Origin of the sequence: Pseudarthrobacter sp. NPDC092202 (assembly GCF_044755505.1) — a bacterium.
Taxonomy (GTDB): Bacteria; Actinomycetota; Actinomycetes; order Actinomycetales; family Micrococcaceae; genus Arthrobacter.
On the sequence record NZ_JBIVRG010000006.1, the window covers coordinates 137,167 to 161,938 of the forward strand.

The following is a 24,772-nucleotide window of genomic DNA, read 5'->3' on the forward strand; positions in this document are numbered from 1 at the left end:
AGATGAACGGGACCATCACGCTCGCGGCGCGGGCCCGGGCAGCGGCGACTGCCCGGGGCGGGCTGGTGCGCGTCCTGGCTCTGTCGCTGCTCGTGGCACTGGTTGTGCCGCTGCTGATGACGGTGTTCGCGCCATCGGCGCACGCTGCCGACGACGAGGACCGCGACAATTACTCGCTGTACCAGCTGGCGTCGAATGCCTCGACGTACTTCAGTCAGGAGAACTCCCCCGAAGGCAAGGACAAGCCCGAGGATCGGATGAACGAGGACTGGCGGGCGATCACCGCCGACCCGGCGACGGGCGGCGACATGCTCGGCTACGCCGACTCCGAATTCAGCCTCTTCAACGTAGTCGGCTGGCTCTTCGCCGAGGCGACGGGCTCCACGCAGACCATCGGGTACGACACGCTGAATGCGACAGCCAGCGGCAGCGGCAAGAACGTCTACTCCGGCATGGTGGACTACGCCCACTTCGGCGCGGCCAACGCCGACCTCGGCCTGGACACGATGTCCTCGGGCATCGGTGGACAGATCCTGTCGCTCATCGGCGGCGGCGCGATCTGGCTGCTCTACGCGATGGCGCTGGCCGTGGGCACGCTGTTCTATCTCATCATCCAGCTGCTGAAGGTGCTGAACCCGTTCATGTGGTTCTACCAGGCGGTCGCCGGCGTCGCGGACTCCGGCGGCAATACGAACAGCGCGCACCAGCAGGACCTCGCCGACGGGATGACCGGTGGCCAGGCCAGCGGCGGTGCCCTGGCGGGCCTGCAGCACTGGATCGCAAGCTGGTACGGCCTGCTGCAGTCGATCGCCTGGGAGGCGCTGGTCCCGCTCTTCATCGGGTTCCTGATTATTGGCCTGGTGCTGTTCAAGAAGATGGACCGCGGCTCGGCGATCAAGAAGCTCGTCGTGCGCGTCGTCTTCATTGGCGTGGGCCTTCCGCTGATGGGTTCGATGTACACCGGCGTCCTGGACAAGTTCGATGACTCGCTGCTGGGCCAGCACGCCGGCCCGACCCGTGTGGTGCTCTCCACGTACGTGGACTTCGAGGCCTGGATGATGAACGACCGTCTCGGCGTTCCCGATGAGGCCGTTATCGCCTGGGACAACGACCAGGCCAGCAACAACGCGATGATGTCGGTGCGCACGACGGCACTGGCGATCAACAAGCAGGCGCACGGTTCGACCTTCCGCGACATCAGCGTGGGCCCCGGTGCGACCAATGCCGAGACGGCCTGGAAGAACAGCCTGGTCGGCATGGAGGGCAGCCCGGCGGGTGACTTCAACGCCGTGGGCGAGACCTTCGGCATGCTCAACAGCTACATCTCGGGCCAGATTACATCGGCGTCGGACTTCGAGTCGGGCATCAAGAGCGCGATTACCAACCTGCCGGTCAACAGCGACGTGAAGAAGGAGTGGTTCATCGACAAGAAGTCCTACGGTGACAGCGACAACTTCGGCGGGCACGGCGAGTCGGACTACATCCCGACCAACCACCCGGTGCTGGCGGCCGGCGGCAAGGGCCTGACCTCCTCGAACCCGGGCGGGAACACGACGAGCTTCTCGACCCAGGGCACCAAGCACGGCTGTGGGTTCTCGGTCTGGGCGGACAACGCCCCGGTCTCCTGCAACATGTCGGCGCTGTCGGCGTACAACTACCTGAACACCGGCTTCGGCCCCGACTCGATGACGATGTACAGCTCGAACAACGTCACCAGCGGCCTGACCCGCGAGGACCACATGGCGGTCAGCCAGGTCGGCACGGGCCCGGCGAAGTTCATGTACTGGCAGAACGCCGGCGTCGTGTTGGGCAGCATGGTCCTGCTCGGCTTCTGGTACGCCATCGGCATGCTGGTGGGCGCGGTCAAGCGCACCTTCAGCCTCGTAGCCGCGGTGCCGTTCGCCACGCTGGGCGCGATCGCCGCGATCAGCAAGGTGATCGTCTACTCGGTCGCGTTGATCCTCGAGGTGCTGGTGACGCTTTTCATCTACCAGTTCGTCTCGGAGCTGCTGATCTCCATCCCGGACATCATCTCCGGGCCGGTGTCGGCCTGGATGTCCCAGGACGGCCTGTGGGGCTCAGGCATGCTGGGCGGGATCATCGTGGTCATCCTGACCCTGATCTCCTCGCTGCTGATCATCGGCATCACCTTGGCGCTCCTGCGGGTGCGCAAGGTCGTGCTGCAGGCGATGGACGAGGTGTTCACCAAGTTGGTGGACAAGTTCCTCGAGACCAACACCGCACCGAAGCCGGACAAGAGCGGCATGCTCCCCGCGCTGGCTGCGGGAGCCGGGGCCGGAGCGGGCATGGCCATGGGTAACAAGCTCGCCTCCGGCGTCGGCGGCAAGCTCGGCGGCAGCGGGGCCACGAAGCCCGGCGGCACCCCCGGTGGCAGCAAGGGCTCGTCGACCAACGCCGGCGGCCTGAACGGTGAGCAGAAGTCGCTTGCTGCCGGGAAGGGCGCACTGGCCCTAGCCGCCGGTCCGAACGACGGTCCGGGAGCCGGCCCCGACGGCGGCAGCCCCGCCGGTCCCGGTCCGGTTCCCGGCGGTGGTGGTGACAGCGGCGGCCGCGGCCCGTCCGCTGGTGGTCCCGAGAGTCCCGGCGACAAGGGCGGTCCTCTGCAGCTCACGGGAGGCAAGGCGGGGAGCTCCCGCTCCGACAAGGAGACTGCTCAGACCCTGAGCGGCAAGGGCGGCCTGTCGAACCTCGGCTACAGCACCGGCCAGGGTCCCTCCTCGCGGGGCGGCCATGGGCTCGGCGGCGCGCAGGGTGCTCCTGGTACCGGGCAGCCGGGCCATGGCCAGGGTCGGAAGCGGGACGGGCTCACGGGCGGCACCGATAGCGGTGCGCACACCAGCGGTGTCCGCAAGGCGGACGCCGGCCAGTCGGCACCGACGCAGTTCGGCACCGGACAGCAGGCGGCTCCGGCCTCCTCGGGCCAGGGCCCGCGCTTCACCGCTGGTACCGGCGGGCCCGCGCAGGTGAACCCCGTCGTCGCAGCGGTCCCGGGGATTCCGGGCACCCGGGCGTCGCGGGCCGCCGAAGGCCAGCAGCCGCAGGCCAACGCGGGTTCCGGCTCCCGTGCTGTGCAGGCGGGACCGGGTATCCCGCAGGCCAGCGGCAGTCAGCGCCGCAGCCCGCAAGCTCCGGTCCAGGCTCCGACCGGCCAGGGCAGTGTCCACCGGGCTCCGATCCTGCCCCGCACCGGCGCTCCGGCGCAGGCGCAGGGCCAGTCCGGTCAGCGTCCGCAGGCCCCGGCTCCTGCTCCTGCTCCTGCTCCTATCCAGCCCCGTGTCGGTGGCCGGGTTACCGGAGGCGCTCGGGGCAGCCAGGGTGTCCAGCCGACTCCACGCAGCGGACGTCGATCGGCACCGGCGGCTCAGGCTCCGAAGGCTTCGGCTCCCACCCCGGCTCCGAAGGCCCCGGCCCCGAAGCCGTCGCAGCCGGCTCCGGCCCAGCCGCGGCGGACGGCGGATCCGGCTCCGAAGCGCACGGACGGTCCCGTGTCGCGGAGGAAGCCGGCTGAGGACCCGAACAACTGATCGTTGGTGATGAGGGCGGCGCACTCCGACAAGGGGTGCGCCGCCCTTTGCCTGCCACGGGGGAAAGGATGGAACGGATGAATCTGCGAGGCAAGGCGCGCGACGAGTTTCCGCTGGGCTGGTGGCACTCGGGGCGCTGGTGGCTCGAGGGAGCGCGCGAGCTGGCGGTGAACTGCCTGGCCGCGTTGGCTGCTGTGTTCTTCCTGCGCGAGGCGCTGCGGCTGGTCCGCCATCGCGACAGCCCCGCTGATCTGGCGCGCCGGCGGGTGCCGACGGAGGGTTGGGTGGCCGGGCTCCTGCTTGGGTGCATGGCTTTGGGTGGCCAGGCGGCGGTCCTCATCGCCATCTTGTGGTGGCTGGCCAACGTGGTCGTTTCAGTAACCGCGCTTGCGGTGCTGGCCAGGTCGCGGGTCCGGCACCGGGACACCTGGGCCGAGATCGATTTCGTCGAGACACATGCACCAAAGTACGGACGGCCGCCGGAGACGATCGAGGAGTACCGGGCGCTGCGCCTGAAGGGCGGACGGCTGTAGGGCTCATACGGGACTGCCAGCCAGTCAGACACAAGAAGACCCCGTGGACGTGATGTCCACGGGGTCTTCCTTTCCCGTCGGGCGGCAGTCGTACTGCAGCACCGGCCTCAATCCCTCCGGGGGCCCTTGTCGAAGATCCGCGAGATGCGGTCGATTCCCTCGGCGCTGAAGATGTCCGAGACGGCACCGGCGGTCCCGCTGCGCGGCAGCTCCGAGCGCAGGGTGAGCTTGGCGTACCCCCTGGTCGGCCGGGACTCGATGACGTAGACGATCTCGTGCGAAACGAAGGCCGAAGTGGCCGAGTCCGGCTTCTTCTGGTGGGTGAGCACCCGGAAGCCGGCCCGGGTGCCGATGTAGTCGAAGAAGCGTGTGAGTTTCTCCTCCTCGAGCTGCCGCCGCTCCCCCGCGTTGCGGCCGGAGACTTCGATCAGCTGGATGTGCGTGCAGTCCACATCGTCCGTCGGCCGGCGGATGTCGTCGAAATCCCAGGTGGCTCTTGCTGCGCGCAGCTGCTCGTCGCAGGGGTACGCCACCCGCCCCTTGTAGTACCTGATCGGTCCGATGAGCGTCATGCCCGACCTCCTGCATCCTGTCTGGCGCACGGGCGCGTCCCGGGAGAGAAAAGGCAGAGCCCCGCGGACGCGTGGTCCACGGGGCTCCGGTACTGCAGGTCGATCGGGGCAGTCAAGGGGTCAGCCTCCTCAGCCGCAGTACTTGGTCTTGACGGCCTTGCCCTGCTCGCTGTCGACTGGCACGAGCACGACGTCGTTGACGCCGTTGGAGAAGACGAACTCCATGGTCGACTTGTCCTTGCCGAAGCTGATCGAGCCGGTCTCGGTGGTGCTGCGGCCAGCCTCGGTCCAGTCCACGGAGGACTTGGACTCGTTGATCTTGCCGGTGCCGCGGACGGTGTAGGCGTCCTTGAGCTCGCCCTTCGCCGCGGCCGCCTTCGGGTCGTCGAGGACGGAGTTGATGGAGTGGCAGGCGAGGTCCTGGCGGCTGGCGGTGTCGAAGTAGGTGATCTGGTCACCGTCCACGACGACGATGTCGCCGTTCTGTCCTTCCGAGGTGGCGAAGTACCGCCCGTCCCCGCCGGAGCTGCTGCAGCCGCTGAGCACGAGCGCGGCGCATGCCAGGGCTGCAGCGGTCGCGGCCAGCTTCGTCCGCGTCACGTGTGCGGTCCTGGTGATGTCCATGGTCTTCTCGTCCTTCTGGTCGGTCCTGTCGTCCTGGCTCTGTGTCCAGGCAATGAGTGTTCGGAAGGTCCAGCGTCTCGGCTCCACAGTTCAGAACTGTTTCCCCGAGCCCCCGTTCCCAGGCCATGCCCGGGAGCCGAAGCTGGACTATCCGCGCCCGCCTGGACGGACGATCTGCTCAGCCGGGGGCTGAGCAGGATTTCCACTCGTATACCTGTTTTCTCTACCAGTATGGCAGACCACGTACCACCTGTACCACCTTGCACATGTCAGTCAGGAGATGACAAGCACAACTCCAGACACAGAGAGCAGCACGCGGATCCCTGCGCGGAGAACGCCTGCAGGACCCCGGCGTCGTGTCCGGTGTGCCACTCGGACCCGTCGGGGCCGGGGGTTACACCGCACGCGGGGAGGAGGTGACCGGGTGTGGAGTAGAGGTGGTGGACGGTGCAGGGGGCAGAAGCAGCTGGCATGTCCCCATTGTCGGACACTGCGCGGTTTTGTGCCGAGCCGGCAGCGGACCAGGATCAGTCCGTTCCGGACGTTGTCGGAGCCCTTTTATAGCTTGGTGCCCAGGGGATCGAAAAACAGGACCAACGGTGATTCCCGGGAGCGAGGCGGCCGGCCGTAGCCGCCATCTTTGTGGGTCGCCTATTCGAATATGTGTTCTAAGGTTGTGTTATGTCCTCCGAAGAGTTCGCCGCTGCACTGCAAGCGCAGTATGCGCGGCGGGCCAGCCCGATCGGGCTGACCGTGGAAGAGCTCGACTTCGAACACTTCCCGGCCAAGAACGGGTATCCCGGAATCCCCGTCAAGGCATGGATCCGGTTCCCGAACTGCGCAGAACTGGTGGACGGCGAGGTCTTCGCCTGGACAGCGAAAGCGGTCGAAGTGACATGGAAGGACGGGCCGGTGACGTACCGGACCTGGGTGTGGAGTTCGGCGGTTACCCGCCGGGAAGAAATGATGAACAGGAATCTTGGAGAGCGGACCCGTGGCAGCAACAGCATCAAATAGCAAACCTCTGGACGCTCCAGTGGAGGTGCGCTTCACGGCGAAGGGGGTTCCCCTGGCCGTCAGGCATGACGGCAGGATCTGGGCCGTGGCCGCGGAACCTGTGCACTGGTTCACCCGTGCCGACTGGTGGAACACCGCCAAGCGGGCACCGGTGGGCAGCGGCGACCTGATCAGCGTCGAACACTGGCAGGTTCAGGTCCGGTTGACGTCCACTTCGGCGCTGCGAACCTTCGAGCTGCGCCGCGACCCCTTGTCCGAGCAGTGGCTGCTGGCCGGGATCAGCGACACCGGGGCTGCCGCGGCCTGAGCCCGCTCCATCTCGTCGACTCATCCCCGAGTGTGACGATTCGACTCGTATCAGATTCCATTCGATTGATCCTCTGACTCATTAGTTGATAGAGTGCCGATAGGCATTCAAGGCACAGCTATCTGAGGCAGGCAGTCATGGCAGGACAGGTCACCACCGCTGAACGCGGTGTGGCTTCGTCTGCATCTGCCTCCCCGCGCAGGCCAGTGCAGATCTCGGCGGCTGCTGCAGCCGCGATCGCCGTCCGCCCGATCCCGGTGGAGGCCATCAAGGCCGGAGCCGCCGTGGCGGCCTCGGTGGCCATCCGGCGGGCGGAGGCAGCTGAGGCTGCCAAGCCTGCGCGCTTGGGTCGCCGTCGGGCCGCCTAGTCCCCGAGAGTCAGCTCCAGGACTGGCGTGAGCCCTTGACCCCGTGCTTGTTGCGGCGGTGGCTGGGCAGCCCGGGCAAAGGGAATTCCTCGCCGCACTCAGGACACGGCACTGGCTGCGGGTGCGCGTAGTTCATGTGGTGGCGCAGGTTGTTCCGGTAGCGGAACGTCCGGGGTTCTTCGCACTTGGGGCACTGGTAGCTGCCGTTCGAAGGCATGAGCGAGTACCCGCCCCCGCGGCGCGGCTCCTGGTCGTCAGCTTCGCCGAGATACCAGAAGCCGATCCGGCTCAGGTTCGTGCCCTGGGAGCCGAACATCCCCTTGACCGACCCGCGCTTTCCGTCGTCGGCGTAGACCACGACCTTGCGGAGGAAGGCCCTGATGATGGACTTCTGCTCCGTCTCGGAGAGCTCGAGGAACTCGGCCCCGCTGATGTCGGGGATCGCCCTCGGTCGCCCCTCGGTCTTCTCCGAGATCCGCATCTCGATCTGCCCCTTGAAGGCCTCCTCCTCACCGATGCGGTTCAGCAGTGCCGACATCGCGCTGGCCGGCGCGGTGTTGATCTGGGCCCGCAGGATCAGGATGGAGTCCCCCAGGGCATCAGCCTGTTCGTGGAGCTCGGACAACTCCGAGCTCGCGCTCCCTTCCGCGGCCTGGTTCAGCCTCTCGGCCTGCAGCTCCATCACCTCGGGGCTGTCGAGCGATCCGGCGACGACGTCGCGGATGAAGCGCTCCAGGGCTTCCCTGTTGATTGCAACGCCGGGGCAGTCAGCGCCGCGCATCCGTCCGTTGCACACGTACGATCCCGACTCACCCATCGACCTGTTGCTGGTCATCTTGGTGCCGCAGCCGGCACAGTAGACGAGGCCGACCAGGGGAAGGCCTCCGGCGCGGGCCCGGGTCCGCTTGAGCGGTTGGGGCTTCATCAGCAGGCGCAGGGTTTCCCACTCGGCCTCCGTGCAGACCGCCTCATGACTCTTGACCGGACGCCCATCCTTGTCGATGACGATCTTGCGCGTGTCGCGGAAGTCCGGACCTGGGCCGCCGCTGCGTCCATCGGCCTTGGCAGTCAGGGAATTGTATCCGGCCAGGAGCGGATGGCGCAGTAGCGAGGCGACGGCGCGGTATTGGAACGGCCGGCCCTCGCGGTTGGTCAGGCCCTGCTGGTTGAGCTCCCGGACGATCTCGGCGACGGAGAGTCCGTCGAGCCGCCATTCGACGATGCGGCGGACGGTCTTGCTCTCCTCCGGGTGCAGTTTCAGCGTCTTCACGCCGTCGGCGTTGCGCTGCTCGGGCCGCATCCAGCCGTACGGCGCAGGGCCGTTCCAGCCGCCCTTCTGGCGGATGTTCTCAGCGGTGCGCTTCAGCCGCTTGCTCGTGGTCGCCGCCTCGGTCTCCGCCAGGCCGCCGAGGACGGAGATCAGCAGGATGGTGTCGGGCGATCGAGGGGCGAACACGCGGTCATGGGTGTAGATCGTGACGTTGTGGCGGTTGCAGGTGTCGACGATGCGGGCGGTGTCCATCAACCGCCGTGCCAGCCGGTCAAGGTCCCGGACGTAGAGCGCCTTGACGTCGCCTTCGGCGAGGACCCCTTCGAGGCGGTCGCGCTCGGGGCGGTGCCGGTCGCGGTAGGCACTGACGACTTCTTCGAAGATGTCGTGCTTGGCGACCGTGTGGTGGTGCTTCCGGCTTTCCGCCATAATCCAGGCACGCTGGTCGACGAGCGACGCGTTGCCCTCGGTGGGATCTTTGGATCTGCGGATATAGGCAACGGCTCGCACCCGTAAAGCATACATTTTTAAGGGTGGCGACCCGCGTGGTCTGCGTATCGTTGTGATGATGGCCTCTGCAAGTGCTGCATTCCGCAAGGCTCGGCTTGGCCGACCACGAAGGTCGGACTCGTCAGCCGGCCAAAAAATCGCGAAGCGTAGAACGTGCGCCTCGGAACATGGAAGGCATCCTTGTCCCTAACTATCGGCGAGTTTCATCGTTCCTTTGCAGGTCGGGTACCCGGCGCAGCCGAAGAACCGGCCGTAGCGCCCTTTGCGTTCCCTCATCGTGTGTTTCTTGCATTTCGGGCAGACCACTGGGGTGATGTCGTCGCCTGTCGCGGATCGGATCTTGACGACACGATCTCCGACCAGCTCGAGGAGGAACGCTGATTCCCTACCGGCGCGCGTCACCAAGAGCGCTGAGCGCTTGGCACGGGTCAGTGCGACATAGAACAGGCGTCGTTCTTCTGCGTGTGGGTAGGAGTCGGGGGCGGCCATGGCCAGTTGCAGGAGAGCATCATCCTCGACAATGCTGGGGAATCCGTTCCTCTCAAGGCCGAGCACAACGACGTAGTCTGCCTCCTTTCCTTTCGAGGCGTGCACGGTGTTGAACTCGATGGTCAGGTTGGCGTATCTGGCTTCCAGCGCCGAGGTGACATCGTCCTTGGACCGGGAGTACCGGCCGAGCAGCAGCACAGTGGCTGGCTCAGTGAGCTCTGAGTCAAGGGTTGCCAGGTACTGCCGAACGGCCGATCCGTAGTGGCTGCGCTCCCGTACACTGACAGCGCATACGGTCTCGTCAGCCTCCGGCGCTGAAGATCGGACGTTCTTGGAGATTTGATTGGGGTTTTTCATCACGAACCCACCGGCGACATCGCACAGGGACTGCGGGGACCGGAAGGTGCGGTCCAGCCAGATGGTGGACGCTGTCCCGAACCAATTATCGAAGCGGGTCATCACACTGAGGTCTGAGCCCGCGAACCTGTTGATGGACTGCCAGTCGTCGCCGACCGCGTACAGGTAGTTTCCAGGAGTCTTCATCAGCGCCCGAACCAACACCGCGCGTGCGGCGCTGGTGTCCTGCATCTCGTCGACCATGACGAGCCGGTATGGACTCGTCCACCGGCCCGACTCGACGTGATCGGTTGCGAGATTCAGCATGTCCTCGAAATCGATCTGGCCCGCGGCTCGGAGCTGACGGTCCCATTCGGCGAGGATGACGTCGTACAGGCGTGTGAAGAGCCTGGCCCGCAAGGTTCGGCCGGCCCGCTGCGTCAGCACGTCGGGAGTGAGGCGGTTGCCCTTCGCGTGTGTCATGAAGGACCGCATCAGCGCCACCATCGCCTGGTCGCTGATCGGCGGTTCCCCGAGTGCCTCCCTGTAGGGGTCTTCCTCGAGCTGGATTCCGTGTCGGCGGAGCTCCTGTTCGAGGTGCTCGAACCCGGACCCGTCCCGGATGGTTGCCGAGGTTGTCTCGATAAGTCTTGTGCTGTATCGATTGTGGGTCTGACGCCGCCACGCCATACTCTCGGCATACCCGTCAAAATGTGGCGGCGGGTTGCCGTCTGAACCGAGCGCCCAGTGCTCATGCCAGACGTCGATGTCCGGATAGTAGAAGTCCGGCTGATACTGACGGTGGTGCGCGTCCGCAACGTCGTGCGCGTAGGGTCGCTCGTATTCATATCGGACGCCGTTGAGGAAGAGCCAGTTGGCGATCATCACCTCTTCCTGGCTCTTGACGACCTCTCCAGCGAGAGTGCCGAAGCCGTTAATACCTGTGTTCCTGTCCGACTTCTCAGGATCGGCTTCATCCCCGAGATCCGGCAGCTGCCTGCCGAACACGAGCCTGAAAAGGTCCCAGTCCCGCCGGAAGGCCGGGTCACGGTCGCGCAGGCCATCCACGATCCCCGCAAGCCGCCCCATCCCATTGTCCCTGGGGAGGTCATCGGGGACGGCGGGTTTGCGCCCGGTCGCCTCACCAACGATGCGCAACCCGAAGGCATGGAAAGTGCTTGATGCTACCGAAGCGCCGTCATCGCCGAGGCGGGAGACGAGCCGCTCCGAAAGCTCACCGGCTGCCTTTTTGTTGAATGCGAGGGCGAGAATCTCCGTCGGCTGGGCGATGCCACGCCGGATCGCATACCCGGCGCGGGCTACCATCGTCGACGTCTTCCCGGAGCCCGCGGCCGCGATAACACGCACCCGGTTGTCGAAGCAGACCGTCGCCCTCGTCTGCTCTTCCGTCAACGGCGACTTCTCGACCTTGCGGAAGAAGTCCGTCAACTCGTTTTTCTCCCACTCCAGGAACGCCCCGTTCCGCTGGGCAGCCCACCTTGACAAGTCAGTGGTGCGGCAGGCGTCGACTGCGGCACGCTGGTCCTCACGTTTACCCTTGGGAAGCCCGGAGAGCCTCGGATCGCTGTCGGCAGCCAGCCACGCTGCGACATCTGGACGAGAGCCCTCGAGTGCGGCGATCGTGTCCTGGTCCGCCCACCGGGGTCGGTTCATCACCTCTTGCACCCGGGACCACCACAGGCGCGCCGTCTCGCCCTGCTCCTCAGCCTTTGAGAGCAGGGCGGCGAGATGCCGTCGCTCATCGAGCTCGGAGTGGTACGCCGCGGCGACCTCACGCACTGCGCGACGAGACAGCCCATTGAGCACCGTCTCCGTCCCGTGGACGAGAGTGACGATGAGCTGCCCTGAGCCTGCATCGACTGCGAGTCCGAGGACGTCGATGACATCAGCGTCCACCTCCTGGGGGATTCCGCAGACGCGCAGGCGGCCCTCACGGATCGACAGCACCCATGACCCGGCACCTCTGAACGCGCGTGCCCACCAACCCGGCTTCCACTCCGTCATGCTTCCCCCGACTCACACATGTTCAAAAGGAGACCATTTGCCCTCTTTCCACGGTATCAGCGAGGAATTGTGTGTCGTCGAGTGCGTTCACCGGGTTCGTGCTGATCTGCAGCCTACAGGCAACACGACCAAACCGGGCGGGACGGGGGCAATCCTTCGCACCAGGTCTCTTCCCGCCGGGCCCGTCTCCACCAGACATGGTTTCGGCCGCTGTCAAGGCAGGGAGTTTCTCGGCTTAGGGTTGTCGTTGAACCATTGGGGTCAGATCATATGACCATGGGGAGAATCCTGGACGGCGCAGCCGATGATGTCCGACGTCGACTTGAGGCTCTGGGTGTGCCTCCTGCGATTGCTATCGCTATGGGACAGGTAGCCTACTTGCCTCGTAACAGCAGGATCCCCGGTATTCCCCAACCGATAGTTGGAAGAGCAGAAGCGGCCTGGTTGATCAGCAAGTACGAGGAGCAACTCAAGAACGACCAGGATCCCTTCGCCAGGGCAGCTCTCGTCCAGGAGATGTGTGATCGGGTATTCGGCGCGGCCGGCGGCGCTGTATTCGATGCTGGGTATCCGGCAGGAACAGCGGAGCGCGAAGTAAAAGCGATGGAGGAAGGAGCGGACCGCTACTTCGAGACAGTCGACCTGTCCTTCCTCGGGGATCGAGTAATGCTCCCTGCTACCTACGTATCTGGGGAAGGGGCAGAAGAGCGGCGATGGGATGGCTGGATCATTACAAAGGACGGTGTAATCGGATTCTTCGAGGAAAGCGACCTCTTGGCGGATGACCCTGCCGAAGGGAGCCCCATACTTGCTCAGCTTGGAGAACTCAACGCCTGCTCCATATTGATGCCCGCCTCGTCCGCTCCGGCGCTCAGCCATATCGACTATCAAGGGCCTTCGAACAATCTCATTGCCTCGCTCCGGTTCCGTGACGGCAATCGAATGCGCATCGCGGTCTGGCTGGAAGGGCTCCCACCAAACCTCTACGGCGAGGCGATGGAGGGTATATCCGAGCTACTTCGGATTATTGATAAAGCCCTGACTCCCAGCCTGGACAATACGTCAACGGACCACATACCGCTGCGCCCGGAGCCCAAACATATCCAGGATTCAAGGCCTGCCGTCCGAATACCTGACCTTGCGGATGCGCGGTCTCTGCCAGCCTTTGACGCCGCCATGGAAGAGCTGTCGTTTAGGTACTTTGAAAACGGCAACAACCCCCGGATGCTGTGGCCGCTTATGGAGCAGTACCTTCAACCCATGCTCTACCGGTACTCCTTGAGGACCTACATGACCAATGACGAAGTGGATGGTCAATGGCTCATTGGGAAGTACATTTCATACGCGGGACAAAGCCTGTGCTTGCTTCAACACAGTAATCATCACCAGCAGCAGGGTGATCTGGGCGCATCCGAACACGCGGCCCTAAAGGACTTCATCCTCGACTCCACACAGGAGATGTACGGTCTGGTCGTTTGTGCCATTCAGAATGCGGGCAGAGAACGACCGATTTCCTTTGAGGGGTCGCCACTGGAGTGGAACCGCGAGCTTCTCGCATACCTAACAGCGAAGCTTAATGAAATTGTGTCGGCCCAGGACCCCAACGATCCGATTCGTTTGGCGCAGCAAATGATGAAAGGCGATGGAGCTCTATAGTCAGCAGACCTTGGCCGGCTACGAACTTGGCGCGGGCGCTGGCCCGCTATGCGACCAGGTTCCTCGTGGCATCGCTGACACTGGCGGGATTCAGGTGATTCCGAGTTTGCCGGATCGCCCGCCCTTGATGCCATGGTCCTTGCCGTAGCGCCACAGGATGGCGTCGATGATGCGCAGTTCGGAAATGGGTGTCTGGACCATAGAAAGCTTGTGAATGCGCCCCAATCGTCCAGCAAGGTCGGGGTCTTCCATGAAGAGGTTGTGCCAATTCAGCCATTGGCCTTCAGAGGTGTCTTTGCCCACGACTGCCCCGATGACTTTGTCCCAGATGGGGATGAGATGCGGTCGCTTCCTCGCCATGATCTTGCTGGCTGTGGTGGCCCCGACATCCCAGCGCGTTTTTGGGTGTGCGTCTCAGCTCCTGCCAGAGCAGCCATGAGGGGCTGCCCTCCCCGAGAGTGGCTTCTGCTTCCGCGACCGTGAGGTCGCTCATCTTCACGTCGGTGGGTATATCAGCCAGGAGATCCCGTATATTCGCCGCCAACAGCTTCTCCTGCAGTCCGATGATGGCCTGGGCCGGCACTTTGACGCTGAGCATGGACACGGCGACAGCGTCGCTGTCGGTGATCCTGTCCCTCACCTCCGGGTTGTCGCCGCGGTTCGCCCATTCATCAAAGTAACTGCCGGTACTGAGCAGCCCCGTCTTTGTGGACGGTTCAAGGTAGTAGCGCCGGAGCAGTTCGGCTGCGGCTTCGACGTTCTCTTCTTTCAGGATGGCTGGTAGTTCCATGAATCCCCCTATGGCTTCAATGCGCGGACTATGACCCTGACTGACCCTGCGACGTCGCTGGGTGGTCAGTCTGTATGGCGAACCTCAATCCCGGGGTGGTTCTCCATGACCCAAGCGGCCATCCGACGGTTCCGTGCCGAGATGAACTCCAGCGTGGCCTCCCGGTACGTTACGTACTCGTCTTTTGTGGCCGGCATCCCGGAACGCTTGAAGTTGTCGAAGGGCAGGTAGAACCGAACCTCTTCGTAGTCAGGTGTCACGAGGTCTTGAAAGTGGAAGAACTCCACAAACTCCTTGAACCCGTCGAAGAGCGCAAAGAAGTCCGCGTACGCGTTGATGACATCGGCCAGTGGGCTCTCCGGTTCTCCTGCGTAATGACGCCGGATGCACTCCAGGGTCAGATCCATCCGGTCGGCGATGAGCGACCTGAGCCCCCTCGCCTGGTTCATCGTGGGTCGGTCCTTCTTCCTGACGGGCCAGATCATCGCACTGCCGATGGTGTACGGCGGCTTCAGGTAGCGGGCCCGCTGCTCCTCATTCAGCGAGGCGATGGCGTTCGCCAGAGACGCCGTACGTGCCCGGCCGGTGTAGGAGTGGGTGATGGCGTCACTGCCGTACCAATGCATCGCTCTGGAGGGGCCGGTGAAGATGAGGTAGCCGTCCGTACGCTTCGGCGGCGCGGTCGGTTCGAACAGGACGCCGGAGTTCAGCTCCTTGGTCCACAGCAGCTCGTGGTCCGCCCGGAGATTCGGACTGCCACTGTCCGGGTCAGTCCCTGGAGGGGTGTCGGTCGTGTAATTGAACGAAGTATCGAAGACGCGCGGCTGTTGCTGCTGCGGGTATTCCGGATCACTCAAGTTTCCCCCAAAGACCAGAGTTATAAGACGCACGAACCGGTGGTTGGTTCCGCAAATGTCGCGGCCATCGGCTCTGTCCCAGACTAGGTGTCACTTCCTGATATTGAAACCCCAGGTGCCCCACTGACCGTCGGCAATGCCCATGTTCCCTGGGGTTCTGATTGTGTGCCCATGCAGCCGCTTTTCTATGGAATTCTTCCCGTGTCCTGTACGTTGCATGGTCGGTAATCCCCATCAACAGAGAAGAGATGCACCTCCGTGGCAACCGATTACGATGAACTGCGCACCGACGTCAAGGAATCCCAGGAAAACTCCCTGGAGGCCCTGAAGTCCGCCAAAGCCCCGGATGCGAAATCCGTGGTTCAGGAGCTCGACGAGGCTGACGCCCTGGACGGCCTGACCCCTGGCGGGGAGTTCATTGCCGAAGAGCTGGTCGTCCACGTCATCCCGCAGGCTGACGATGAGTTCACCTGCTGGTCCTGCTTCCTGGTCCGCCACCGTTCCCAGAAGGCCCGCGAGAAGGACGGCCATGCTTACTGCGTCGAATGTGAAGGCTGAGCGGTTTTGGCCGGCTGTCCCGGAGCATATCTGGAACAGCATCCGCGAAGAATTCACCCTGCCGACAGCGGCAGACCTGGAGACGCATTTCCAATCCCTCGGCGACCCGGAGGCCATGCGCCGGGCAGTTCGGGTATTCATCGGCGAAGGAACCTTCTGCCCGGGCTTCCAGCTCAAAGATGGGCTCTTCCACGAACCTGTGCTGCGCCTCTTTGACCAGGCGATGAGCCTGAAGATTCCTCATAACGTGTTCGCCGCCTGGATGGTCAGCCCACTGCCGGCAGAAACCCGTTCCCGGCCAGTGGACATACTGGGCAGCATGACGCTGCTCCAGAGCTCCTTGGTCGCCTTTGGTGACAGGTACCGGCCGGCCGAAAAGCCCAACTAGCGGCTTGGCTCTGCCGTATCCGAAGTCAGATGGCTTCGTGGAAGGCATGGATAAATGGCTGCACATGTACCCGACCTAGCGGGCATCCTGCCCGCGGTCCAGAATCTGACGAACCTCGCGAAAAGCTTCGAAACGGCGGTTGGCACGGGCTTCCCGAACTGTCGGATCAGGGTCTCTGAGTGCCGTCCTGCCGGGGTGGTAGGTTTCCACTGCTGCATATCGGGCAGCGACACGGGGGTGTTTGCGAGCGAACCGCTTCCACAGGGTCTGCGCTTCGCCGCCTTGGAGGAGTACAACTTCGAGCTTTGGCATCAAGTCGATCAACCGGGCCAAAGGGTTCAGCCCTTCCGTGATCTGCGGGCTCCTCAGACCGCTGGACTGATCGTGGCGGTACCACGGGTAGGCGTTCCAAGGGGTCAGGTCAGCAGGCGTCAGGTCCACCGAGGCGAGCAGTTGGCATTGGAGGGCTGCGGAATCGTCGTCGTTCTCCACGCACAGCATTCCGGAGCCCATGGTCTCGTGGGTCATCGGCCCGGGATCACGCAAAATGCTCAGGATCCGGGCCTCCGAGCCCCCATGAAGAGGCGCGACGTACGGCACCCACCCCCGGCCGGTCGAAGGCTCAGGCTCCCGGAGGGACTCGACCAGCTGGTTCACTGCAGTGACGTGTGGAAGGTGCACACCGGCGAACTGCTCAGCTTTGAAGGCCGCGTCCCTCATCTGTTTGACCATCCTTGGATACTAGCCGTCGTCCCGTCCCGGTCCGTCGTGCGGTGTGATGTGGTCATCGCTACGTCGTGAAGATTGGCTCATGTTCAACGTCGTCGTCCCAGTAGTTGAAGCGGTCGCCCAGGAGTCCGAGGAACGATCGTGGGTCCACACGGTTGAGGCGCACCTCCAGTCCCCACCGACGTACGGTCGTGAGCGCGGCGTTCGAGAGGTGAAACCACATCTTGTCTTCGGTGAAAATCTTCAGCGGCGGCTCCGGGTCCTCCTCCCGTTCCTCCTCCTGCGTGAGCAAACCGACTCGTTCGACGTCGGCCTTGGTAATCGAGGTTGTCATGTTCAGGCCGCGCTGCGCTGCGCGTCCATTGACCACAATGTTGACGACCGCGAGGAGAAGGTGCCAATCCTTCCACCCTTCGGCACGCAGCGATGTCACAAGTTTGAGGAAGTCCGGGTCCCCAGCAAGCCGCGGGAGCGTCAGCCGCACCGGTGGCAGCATTTTCTCGTATCGTGCGGCGATCGCATCAATGGACGCGGCACGGTCGTAGGCCGATGCATGTTCCGGAAGCTTCCTGCGCAGTCCGGTGGCGGGCTTTGGCGACCGCGGCCTGTCGGCTCCGATGAGACCCCCTGACAATCCGCTGATCCCGTCGTAGAACGAGTCTTTGTGAACGTCGACGAGGTCGTCGTAGGGACGCACGCAGGTCAGCATGTGCGGAAGCCCGCGTTCGAAGGTCCGCTCCATCACGGCGATGAATGCCGGCTGCCCGAGGAGCGACTGGGTGACGATCGCCTGGAGCACAGCGGAGGTGACCTCGAGCTGGTCCGCTTCGGGTGCCAAGGCTCCCGAACGGGAGAGGATCACCCGATGCCCGACTGTGCCACGGTCGCGCTCCGACTCCGCGGTGAACACCGATCCGGGCTCCACGGGCCGGTCCGAGACTTCGACCTCGACGCGGATCTCACCTGGCACGAGAAGGAGGTCCTCGCCGGCGAGGTCAGCGAGGGTGATCTGCATAGCCGCCGCGAATCTCTCGGCCGCGAGCACGTGGGCCCGCTCGTTCGGGGCGGTCACGACCCATACGTTGCCGAGCGCGGCCCAGCTGTACTCGCGCACCGGGCCTGCATCGGAGAAGGGCCGCCCAAGGCCCCCGCGGTCCGCCGCGTCTGCGGTCTCATCCTCTCCGGGGGGCTCAATGTGTGCGACCGAGGCCAGCATCGGAGCAACGAGTTCGTCGAGCTGGGTGGACTGGACCACGCTTTCGATGGCACGCAACAGCCCGGGGCGAAGGGAAGACGCGGCCCGCAGGATGTGGCACTGGTCGATCAGCATGTCCCTGAAATACGGATAGCGCTCGAAGCTCCACGGATCACCCGCCAGTTGTGCCTGTGCCCAGATCCCGATTCTGAACGTTTCGGTGGCGGTTAGCCACTGGCCGGCCTGGTGCTCGTACGTCGCAGTCAGGATGATGCCCCGGGCCACGAGTACGGCGAGATGGGGGCCGCCGCTCATTCTTGCGACCGATACCGCGCTCATCGCGTACTGCTTCGCGGCCAGCGGAAGTCCGAGATCGCTGTATACGGCCGACGCGAGCAGCATCATGATGGCCGCGCCCTCGGCAGCGTCGCCGTTGAGCCAGCTGAACTTCGCGGAATGAATCTCACGAAGGGCGTCCAAGGCCCGGCCTCCTTGGAGCAGAGCCATGGCGCGGCTTTGCGCCCGATCTCCTGCCGAAGCCCGCCCCGAGCGCTCGATCGTTACATCGTCCAGCGCTTGGCGCACCTTGAGATAGTCAGGGTGGTCGATCAGGGCAGGCGATGTGAAATCGAAGATCGACATGAGTTCATCCAGGGGTACCATCGGAGCCTCCGGCAGGGTCTCCACGAGGTCGACCAAATGCCTCATGCCTGCTTCGAGGTCGCGCAGCTCCGCGTCGGACGGCACACCCGGAAGCCCGCGTCCTTCCCGCTTGGCGGCGCTCAGTTTCTGGTGGATCGCCGACATCAACGGACCAGGTCCGGAGACTTCGTCGAGCTCCTCCGGCGTGAAGCCCCGGGGACCGAGAGCGAGGATCGCGCCGGCTGCCAGCAGGCCCGCCTTCGCATTCATCCCCGGCGCTGCACGCAGCTCGGCTTCAAGCACCCTCTCCAAGTCCTCGGTCCATGCTTCCGCTTCATCCGATGTGATGGTGGTCCCGCCTCGCGTCAACGTCGCCTGCACGAGGCGCAGCAGGGTGATGGCGTCGACCAGCACGCCGGAGTCGGATGCTTGGGAGGTTAACCGCCCGAAGTAGCCGCGGAGGATCCCGTCGACCGGCTTCAGTGTGTTGAGCCCGAACCCGGTTGCGAGGACGATTTCGTAGTCGATGCGGTTGAGAACACCGTTTTTTCTATGTGCCTCATCTCTCAGTGCCCGCGCCGAAGCGAGCCAGTCGGGCAGGTCGGCACGCGCCTCCGGATTCAGGCTGGAGAACCGAAGGCCTTCCCGCAAGTCGACGAACTCCCCCATCGAGCCCGAGCGGTCTGAAGGTGTTCGCCAGCGATTGCGTTCCTCGATATACCAGTCAGGGAGCTCATCACGGGACTCTTCACGCGCGGGCGCGAGGGAGGATGGCAGATGGAGGAAGTCGACGGCGAGGTAGAACAGGTCCGCACTGGCGATCTCGTTCGCGATCGCCTGCGCATCCCAGATCTGCAGTGCAATCGAATGCAGTTCGCGCGCGTGTGCCTGGAGCTCATGCCTCTTCGCCGTGTCGACAGGCGCGACGGTGAAATAGATGACACGGTCGACCGGCTCCCCCTTGCCGCAGATCTTCGCAAGATCAGACCGGATCTTGGACGGAACGTTCTCGCGCTGCGCAGTTACTGCGAGAACGACTGCATCCTCAGTCGCAAGAGCGGTGAAGAGTGACGTGTCCGGCAGCTCCTTGGCCACCATGCTCCAGAAGCTCTCGGCGTCACGTCCTCCGTCGCCGCCGGCTGAGACCGGGCCCGTCGCAGGCAAGACGTTGCTGACGATGCGACGGCGGGTCAGACCGAGACACAGCTGCTCGAACGGGTGATGCGCGTTGGTCTCGCCAAGGGTCTCGAGGTAGAAGCGGATCATCGTGGCGAGCTGGGCTGGCGAGGTCATGGTGGAGGGCTTCCGGATAGGTGAGGACTTCATCGTGGCATCTCATGATGGGAATTGATCGCCACTCCAAGGGCAGTCGTCTGGCCGCTCATGCTCGTCGGCGGCCGACCCATGCCAGATGCCGGTCTGCCACCACACTCCCACACAGTCGACGGCCGCGCAGGATGCCCACACGGGTGCGCCCTTCGACAAGCTGAAGACTGAAATCTCCCGGGTTGACTAGGTCCCGGTCCAGCACGATCGGCCACCGCTTCCAGGTGCCGTGGACTTCCCAACAGAGCCCCACACCCATGTGTACGCCGTACCTGCGAACGGCGACCCAGTGGTCCGGATTCTCTGCGAAATCCTCTATGGCTCCTCGGTCGGACGGTCCTGTCGGCATCACCATGAAATCGTCGACGGGCAACACTTCGACCTGCCAATCGATCTGAGCGAGATCGACCTCCCCGTAGTCATTCAGGAACGAGACATTCTCGGCGTGGTCAAATACCCATTGCTCCAGAACATCATCCGGCCAACCAAGCTGGTGGACCCTCTCCAGCTGCCGGAACTCGGTGAATCCGTACCCGCTCTCACGGCATTGCCGGGCGAGCTGAGAGAAATCCCCTAGGCGCATGCGGCGATCGTTCATATGGCTCCATGCACATCAGGAGTCCAGCCGTGAACATCACCGCTCAGGGCATTCGCAGTGCCTCGGCTCATTTGGTGCAGCGCGGCGCGATGTCCGTCGCCGATTATCGGTGTCATGTGGAGGTTCTCCTGGATCTCGAGTGCACGCTTCGAATGTGGTCAGCAATTGCTATAAAGATACTGTCCGGCACCGACACAGCATGCGAACCTTGGTGCTACCGACTCGGAGACCGTAACTCATGGCGTAGAAAGCGACAGCGGAAGATAGTCCGACGGCGAGGCGGCCGATGCTTCATCATGGGATCCTGGGCAGGCGGCCGGACTGAAATTCACTACCCATCGATGCCTGACTTCCTTCCCGTAAGCTGTCCCCTCGGTGTGGTTCCGAGCGGCCTGGAACGTGGGCACCTGACTCAAGCAGGCTTAAACCGCGAGGCAACCGTCTCACGCATCCTCGCCACGTCAACGTCGCCGGCTGGCTCTTCTACAAGCACTTTGGCCAGCCGTTTCGGCCAGAGTACATGAATGCCATGGGTCGAGAATGCGCCTCCGATCAAGGGCCAGTCGGCTTCAACAAAGCACAGCGCCCCGGTGACCGGAACATCCCCGACGAGGTCTCGCACGACGTCGACCTGTTTGAGCACCCCATCGACCAGTTTGGTGCAATCCCGTCGGCCGACGAGGAGCTTCTCGACTCGGGGGCGAAGGATACCACCCTCGATCTTCAGTTCAGGCCGTCCCTTGTAGCGTTTGGCGTCGATGACCCAGATTCCACTGGGAGTGATGGCGATGTGGTCGATGTTGGCTTTCGAGCCGGGAATGCGTCGGTCGTGAAGGACGGCCAGGCCATCGGCGGCCAGGGCATCCAGCCGAGCGCCGAGGCGTTCCTCGCCAATCGCGCCTCGATCCCAGGACTTGGTGCTTTGGCGTTCGTCAGAGAGGGCGACAGCGATGCCGCCGAATGGACCCCACTTCTCGCGGAGCTTTTCCTCATCTTTCGCTTTGCGACGCTCATACTCGCGTCGGGCTGACGACCCAGCGATTCCGGACTCAGTGGACAACGAGTTATCACCAAATCGTTCCAGGTGGGGGGTTGTTTCCGGGGTCTCGGTGGCACACTCCAAGCATCGGACGGTCTTCGTCTCGCTCTCGTAGATCGCTTCCGTCCCGGCCGGAAGAGATGCACCGCACAGCCGACACGCCCCGGCGTACCGGAGCCTCATCTTCTTCATGGGGACACAGGGTGGAGCATCGAACGGACCCAATCTGCTTGTAGATCACGGCGATTAAACCGCGGATACGTTTTCCATGGCTCAATCCTCGCCCACGGCATGTCAATCCCCCGCAAACCGTCCAGGAGCTGAGTGAAAATGTCGACCGCCGGGCTTCCGGTGAGCTGTAGTGACCTACGGGCGAACGCCCGTAGGTCACTATGTTGTCTGCTGGCTGTCTGTATCCGGGAATTCACGGAGTGTGGCCGCTATGGCTCTGACTGCCGCCGGGTCGTCCGTCCAGTGCCGGGCCGTACTTGTGCATGCGTGGAAGTTTTTCACTTTCGATGCTTTGGCGGCCTCAGTTAGCTCTGCCCACGCTTCCCGCAGTTCCGCTTGGAGCTCAGGTGTCGTGGCTGCCGGAACGCGTCCTGCCGCCACGACTGGACTTATGGGTGCCGCGGTTGCGCCTTTTCGCCGAAAAAGACTTCTGAAACCCATTTCTGTTTCCCCTTTCCCCCTCTGCCCAGAGTATCAATGTCCCCTCAAAGCGTCCGGGACACTACGACCGAGCGCCCAGCTCCCGGCCACGCGGATAGCCGCAGCTGAATAGTGCACTCTTCCTTGCGGCGGGCGGCGTTTTCAACGCCGGAAACAACCCCTATCCGTGCCCCAGGAAACGAGAAGAACAACAACTTGTCACTCCTTCGTTTGACCCCTTAGTCCAGTCGATGTTCCATGTGCGCTGCTGTAGCGTGGCGTGCTGAAGGCCTGCCGGTCCCCCATCGGTGGGCCTTCTTTTCCCTCGCATGCGGGGCACGATGGCAAATTCTTGGTCGAAGTTGCCCCTGAAGTCGCTAAGAGACTGACGAAGCAACCGCTGGATATCAGTCCGCGAGGGTACGGAGCTTGGCGGCGCTGAATTCCTCGTCAGAGAGTGCACCCTTCGCATGGAGTTCTGCAAGGAGAGCCAGTTCTGCCGCCAGGGACCTTCTGCCCCGCATGTTGCCAAGCAACATCCGATGCCCGCCCCTGCGGGCTTGGGCTGCTGCTGGTTCCTGCATCTGCCGTCGTGATGATCCTTTGATGGCAAGTGCGATGAGTAGGGTTATCGCGAGGACGCCCAGCGCGATTCCCAAGGGGGCTCGGAACGGCTCCGTTGCGTTTGCCACGACGGCCATAACCACCGCAGCAACTGCACACGTCCCAGCTATCCGAAGCCACCCTCGGCTGAGGCTGAACGCAAATATGTATTGGCCTGGTTCGGTCGGTACTGCATGTTGGTTCATCTGCCGAGGATAGCCCTACGAATACTCATAGAACATCCCCTGATGTGAACGCGATGAACTGCCGAACGCTGAACTCGTCATAGGCGTCCTTGGTCCGCTTCCCGTTCCCATCGGGGTGTAGTTCTTGCGACCCTTCCCAAAATACGAAGTCAAGATCGCGTCGTTGTGAATTCAAGCGTTGCCTGGGTTGTCGAGTTGCTTGCGCAGCCGCTGGACTTCAGCCTCCGCCGCGGCGAGTCGAGCCTCGATCTTCTCCCGATCGAGGTTCGTCGACGAGGCCGGAGCCGGAGGCGTTTTCGAAACGAGCCAGCCGATCCGCTGATAGCCGGTGATTCGCCGTACCTGCTTACACGTGAAGCAGTCCCTCTCGGGCCCGGGGCGCGCCCAGCTCAGATCGATCACCTTCCGGATTTGGTCTCACTCAAACTCGCCACTGTCCGGGATGCAGGCCAACAGAACCCAGACGGATGAAAACGGCCATGAGCGACAGTCCGGACTATTACCCGGCAAGAGCGCATGACGAGCTGTGGGATAAGGCATGAAAGCCAAGTGTTCGGACAATGACATCGCTCAGCCAGGAAACTCAGGCTTCGGCAGCCTCACAGCTGGCGTTGCCTTCGAGGGGATCCGCATCTGACCTCATGCTGGTCTTGGGGCCCGCACCTTGCTCCGCTTCAGCCAGCACGCGACGCCCAGCTCGGCTGCCTTCTCCTGGTCCGTGCATACTCCGGCGGCGGTGAACGCGGTGGCCGGAACACTGTCTGCGGTCGGTTCCGGGACTTCACGCAGGAGCCACCCCGTGTGACGGCTCGTGTCGAGGCTAAAACCCTCGGTGAACGACATCCGTTCCATGTGCGTATGCCGCGGCTCGGCCAGCAACCATTTCTTCTTCTGGTTCGCAGTCGTTTGGGCTCCCCCGTCGTGAATGATCCTCCCGGCCATCGCAGCTGCCTGAGTGAGGTCGTGGTGGCCCCAGAAGACCATGGCAAGCTGATCAGGGTCCTCATGAGTGGGTATTCCCCCGGACATTGCGGGGGAAGCGAAATGCCATTTGCTGCCTTGGATAAAGTCCAACGGTGTTGGTCGGAGACCACCATCAATGCCGGTCTGCCGTGCCGCTTCCTCCACGGTTCGCGCTAAGGTTTCGATGCCGGAGATCGTCGCGGACAGATCCAGCCACTCGAAAGGTCGTTCCTCCCAATAATCATCGACTGCCCAATACCATCGCTGTTCGCGGCGATCAGAAGGGGACGGACCTTTCGGGTGTTCTGCGGGCCAGACACCGACGCGGCTTCCAACCTTCTTTGTCGCCACCAGATCGGTGGCCTCCAGCTGGTCCACCATCCTGGTTACCCCTTTGGTGTCCCTGTCTGTGACCACTTCCGTCAGGTCCACCTGGAGGACGCCGGGACGTTGGCGCACCGCACTCAGGATGGCTGCGAAGCGTTCGTAATCGGCCTTGTGCTCGAGGGCTTGCTCCAGCCGACTGTCATGTGTTTCCACGGCGAAGGCCGCGTTGCGGTCGTACCGGATGCGGCCCGTTTCCCCCTCTGCTCCGTCATAGGGCCTTTTTGCCTCATCCAGCGCGAACCGTTCAAGGGCTATTACCCGATCGATAACGTCCAACCGCCCGAAAATCGAGGCCAGGTAAAGGGGAACCCTGTCCGGTGCAGACACATTGACGTGGCTGCTGCCGAACATCGTCTTGCGGACGGCGTAACGCTCTGCTTCTTCGTCCAACGCCTGCGCGGCTATGTCCAGCGCACGCTGGTAGTTTTTGGCCCGGACAGCCTCTTGAAAGAGACCCCATCTGAACCTGGGCAAATCACCCAAAATCCGCGCCCGGAAGAAGCGGAGCATCTCATCACGTCTTGCCGGTACATACACGGTGGTGCGCCTTCCGCCGAGGTCAAGTTGCATCATGTGGTCTGATTCGAT

General features: G+C 63.5%; 21 protein-coding genes and 1 pseudogene. 8 read left to right on the plus strand and 14 right to left on the minus strand.

Going from position 1 to position 24,772, the window contains the following annotated elements:
• Window positions 1-2: 2 nt before the first annotated feature.
• Both ACIQF4_RS11800 and ACIQF4_RS11805 read left to right on the plus strand, forming a co-directional pair.
• Window positions 3-3,545 carry a hypothetical protein gene (locus tag ACIQF4_RS11800; RefSeq protein WP_400517136.1) on the plus strand — a complete coding sequence of 1,181 codons (3,543 nt, stop codon included), beginning with the start codon at window positions 3-5 and terminating at the stop codon, window positions 3,543-3,545.
• A gap of 77 nt (window positions 3,546-3,622) precedes the next feature.
• Window positions 3,623-4,078 (plus strand): hypothetical protein, encoded by a 456-nt coding sequence (locus ACIQF4_RS11805; protein WP_400517135.1) that lies wholly within the window; start codon window positions 3,623-3,625, stop codon window positions 4,076-4,078.
• 107 nt (window positions 4,079-4,185) lie between these two features.
• On the opposite strand, the gene ACIQF4_RS11810 is transcribed toward ACIQF4_RS11805, so the two are convergent.
• Window positions 4,186-4,650 carry a hypothetical protein gene (locus ACIQF4_RS11810; protein ID WP_400517134.1) on the minus strand — a complete coding sequence of 155 codons (465 nt, stop codon included), beginning with the start codon at window positions 4,648-4,650 and terminating at the stop codon, window positions 4,186-4,188.
• 129 nt (window positions 4,651-4,779) lie between these two features.
• Window positions 4,780-5,361, minus strand: coding sequence for a hypothetical protein (locus ACIQF4_RS11815; RefSeq protein ID WP_071416348.1), 582 nt, complete (start codon window positions 5,359-5,361; stop codon window positions 4,780-4,782).
• Between the two features lie 594 nt (window positions 5,362-5,955).
• Here ACIQF4_RS11815 and ACIQF4_RS11820 point away from each other — a divergent pair.
• The 3 genes from ACIQF4_RS11820 (at window position 5,956) to ACIQF4_RS11830 (ending at window position 6,966) form a co-directional block, all read left to right on the plus strand.
• Window positions 5,956-6,291, plus strand: coding sequence for a hypothetical protein (locus tag ACIQF4_RS11820; protein WP_400517133.1), 336 nt, complete (start codon window positions 5,956-5,958; stop codon window positions 6,289-6,291).
• Window positions 6,292-6,310: 19 nt separating this feature from the next.
• Window positions 6,311-6,598, plus strand: coding sequence for a hypothetical protein (locus tag ACIQF4_RS11825; RefSeq protein ID WP_056387699.1), 288 nt, complete (start codon window positions 6,311-6,313; stop codon window positions 6,596-6,598).
• 137 nt (window positions 6,599-6,735) lie between these two features.
• Window positions 6,736-6,966, plus strand: coding sequence for a hypothetical protein (locus ACIQF4_RS11830; RefSeq protein WP_142938820.1), 231 nt, complete (start codon window positions 6,736-6,738; stop codon window positions 6,964-6,966).
• A 10-nt stretch (window positions 6,967-6,976) separates the two neighbouring features.
• On the opposite strand, the gene ACIQF4_RS11835 is transcribed toward ACIQF4_RS11830, so the two are convergent.
• Together ACIQF4_RS11835 and ACIQF4_RS11840 are read right to left on the minus strand one after the other, a co-directional pair.
• Window positions 6,977-8,746, minus strand: a complete 1,770-nt coding sequence (locus ACIQF4_RS11835; RefSeq protein ID WP_400517132.1) for a recombinase family protein — start codon at window positions 8,744-8,746, stop codon at window positions 6,977-6,979.
• A 186-nt stretch (window positions 8,747-8,932) separates the two neighbouring features.
• Window positions 8,933-11,596 (minus strand): UvrD-helicase domain-containing protein, encoded by a 2,664-nt coding sequence (locus ACIQF4_RS11840; protein WP_400517131.1) that lies wholly within the window; start codon window positions 11,594-11,596, stop codon window positions 8,933-8,935.
• 444 nt (window positions 11,597-12,040) lie between these two features.
• Between ACIQF4_RS11840 and ACIQF4_RS11845 the strand changes: the two genes are divergently transcribed.
• A complete protein-coding gene (locus tag ACIQF4_RS11845; protein ID WP_400517130.1) occupies window positions 12,041-13,252 on the plus strand; it encodes a hypothetical protein in 1,212 nt (403 codons plus the stop codon).
• Window positions 13,253-13,453: 201 nt separating this feature from the next.
• Here the strand turns inward: ACIQF4_RS11845 and ACIQF4_RS11850 are convergent.
• From ACIQF4_RS11850 to ACIQF4_RS11860, 3 genes and pseudogenes are all read right to left on the minus strand, one after another.
• Window positions 13,454-13,612, minus strand: a pseudogene (locus ACIQF4_RS11850) (DUF6308 family protein); the annotation flags it as partial.
• Entirely contained in the window at window positions 13,536-14,042 is a 507-nt protein-coding gene (locus tag ACIQF4_RS11855) for a DUF6308 family protein (RefSeq protein ID WP_400517129.1), read from the minus strand. The gene ACIQF4_RS11855 and the pseudogene ACIQF4_RS11850, both read right to left, overlap by 77 nt.
• Window positions 14,043-14,107: 65 nt before the next feature.
• Entirely contained in the window at window positions 14,108-14,899 is a 792-nt protein-coding gene (locus tag ACIQF4_RS11860; protein ID WP_400517128.1) for a DUF6994 family protein, read from the minus strand.
• A 258-nt stretch (window positions 14,900-15,157) separates the two neighbouring features.
• On the opposite strand from ACIQF4_RS11860, the gene ACIQF4_RS11865 reads away from it, so the two are divergent.
• Together ACIQF4_RS11865 and ACIQF4_RS11870 are read left to right on the plus strand one after the other, a co-directional pair.
• Window positions 15,158-15,457, plus strand: a complete 300-nt coding sequence (locus ACIQF4_RS11865; RefSeq protein WP_400517127.1) for a DUF4193 domain-containing protein — start codon at window positions 15,158-15,160, stop codon at window positions 15,455-15,457.
• Window positions 15,429-15,845 (plus strand): hypothetical protein, encoded by a 417-nt coding sequence (locus ACIQF4_RS11870; RefSeq protein ID WP_400517126.1) that lies wholly within the window; start codon window positions 15,429-15,431, stop codon window positions 15,843-15,845. The genes ACIQF4_RS11865 and ACIQF4_RS11870 overlap by 29 nt, the downstream gene beginning before the upstream one ends.
• A 75-nt stretch (window positions 15,846-15,920) precedes the next feature.
• On the opposite strand, the gene ACIQF4_RS11875 is transcribed toward ACIQF4_RS11870, so the two are convergent.
• The 7 genes from ACIQF4_RS11875 to ACIQF4_RS11905 form a co-directional block, all read right to left on the minus strand.
• Complete coding sequence (locus tag ACIQF4_RS11875; protein ID WP_133830808.1) at window positions 15,921-16,577, minus strand: uracil-DNA glycosylase; 657 nt, start codon at window positions 16,575-16,577, stop codon at window positions 15,921-15,923.
• A gap of 58 nt (window positions 16,578-16,635) precedes the next feature.
• Window positions 16,636-19,704 carry a hypothetical protein gene (locus ACIQF4_RS11880; protein WP_400517124.1) on the minus strand — a complete coding sequence of 1,023 codons (3,069 nt, stop codon included), beginning with the start codon at window positions 19,702-19,704 and terminating at the stop codon, window positions 16,636-16,638.
• An 88-nt stretch (window positions 19,705-19,792) separates the two neighbouring features.
• Window positions 19,793-20,335: a hypothetical protein gene (locus ACIQF4_RS11885; protein ID WP_400517123.1), complete on the minus strand. Its 543-nt coding sequence runs from the start codon at window positions 20,333-20,335 to the stop codon at window positions 19,793-19,795.
• Window positions 20,336-20,747: 412 nt separating this feature from the next.
• On the minus strand, window positions 20,748-21,566 hold the full coding sequence (locus tag ACIQF4_RS11890; RefSeq protein WP_400517122.1) for a nuclease-related domain-containing protein: 819 nt from the start codon (window positions 21,564-21,566) through the stop codon (window positions 20,748-20,750).
• 866 nt (window positions 21,567-22,432) lie between these two features.
• The gene (locus tag ACIQF4_RS11895) at window positions 22,433-22,549 is read right to left on the minus strand and encodes an SHOCT domain-containing protein (RefSeq protein ID WP_267217940.1); all 117 of its coding nucleotides are present in this window, start codon (window positions 22,547-22,549) and stop codon (window positions 22,433-22,435) included.
• Window positions 22,550-23,005: 456 nt separating this feature from the next.
• Window positions 23,006-23,236 (minus strand): hypothetical protein, encoded by a 231-nt coding sequence (locus tag ACIQF4_RS11900; RefSeq protein ID WP_400517120.1) that lies wholly within the window; start codon window positions 23,234-23,236, stop codon window positions 23,006-23,008.
• Between the two features lie 237 nt (window positions 23,237-23,473).
• Entirely contained in the window at window positions 23,474-24,757 is a 1,284-nt protein-coding gene (locus ACIQF4_RS11905; RefSeq protein WP_400517119.1) for a hypothetical protein, read from the minus strand.
• Between the last annotated feature and the right edge of the window lie 15 nt (window positions 24,758-24,772).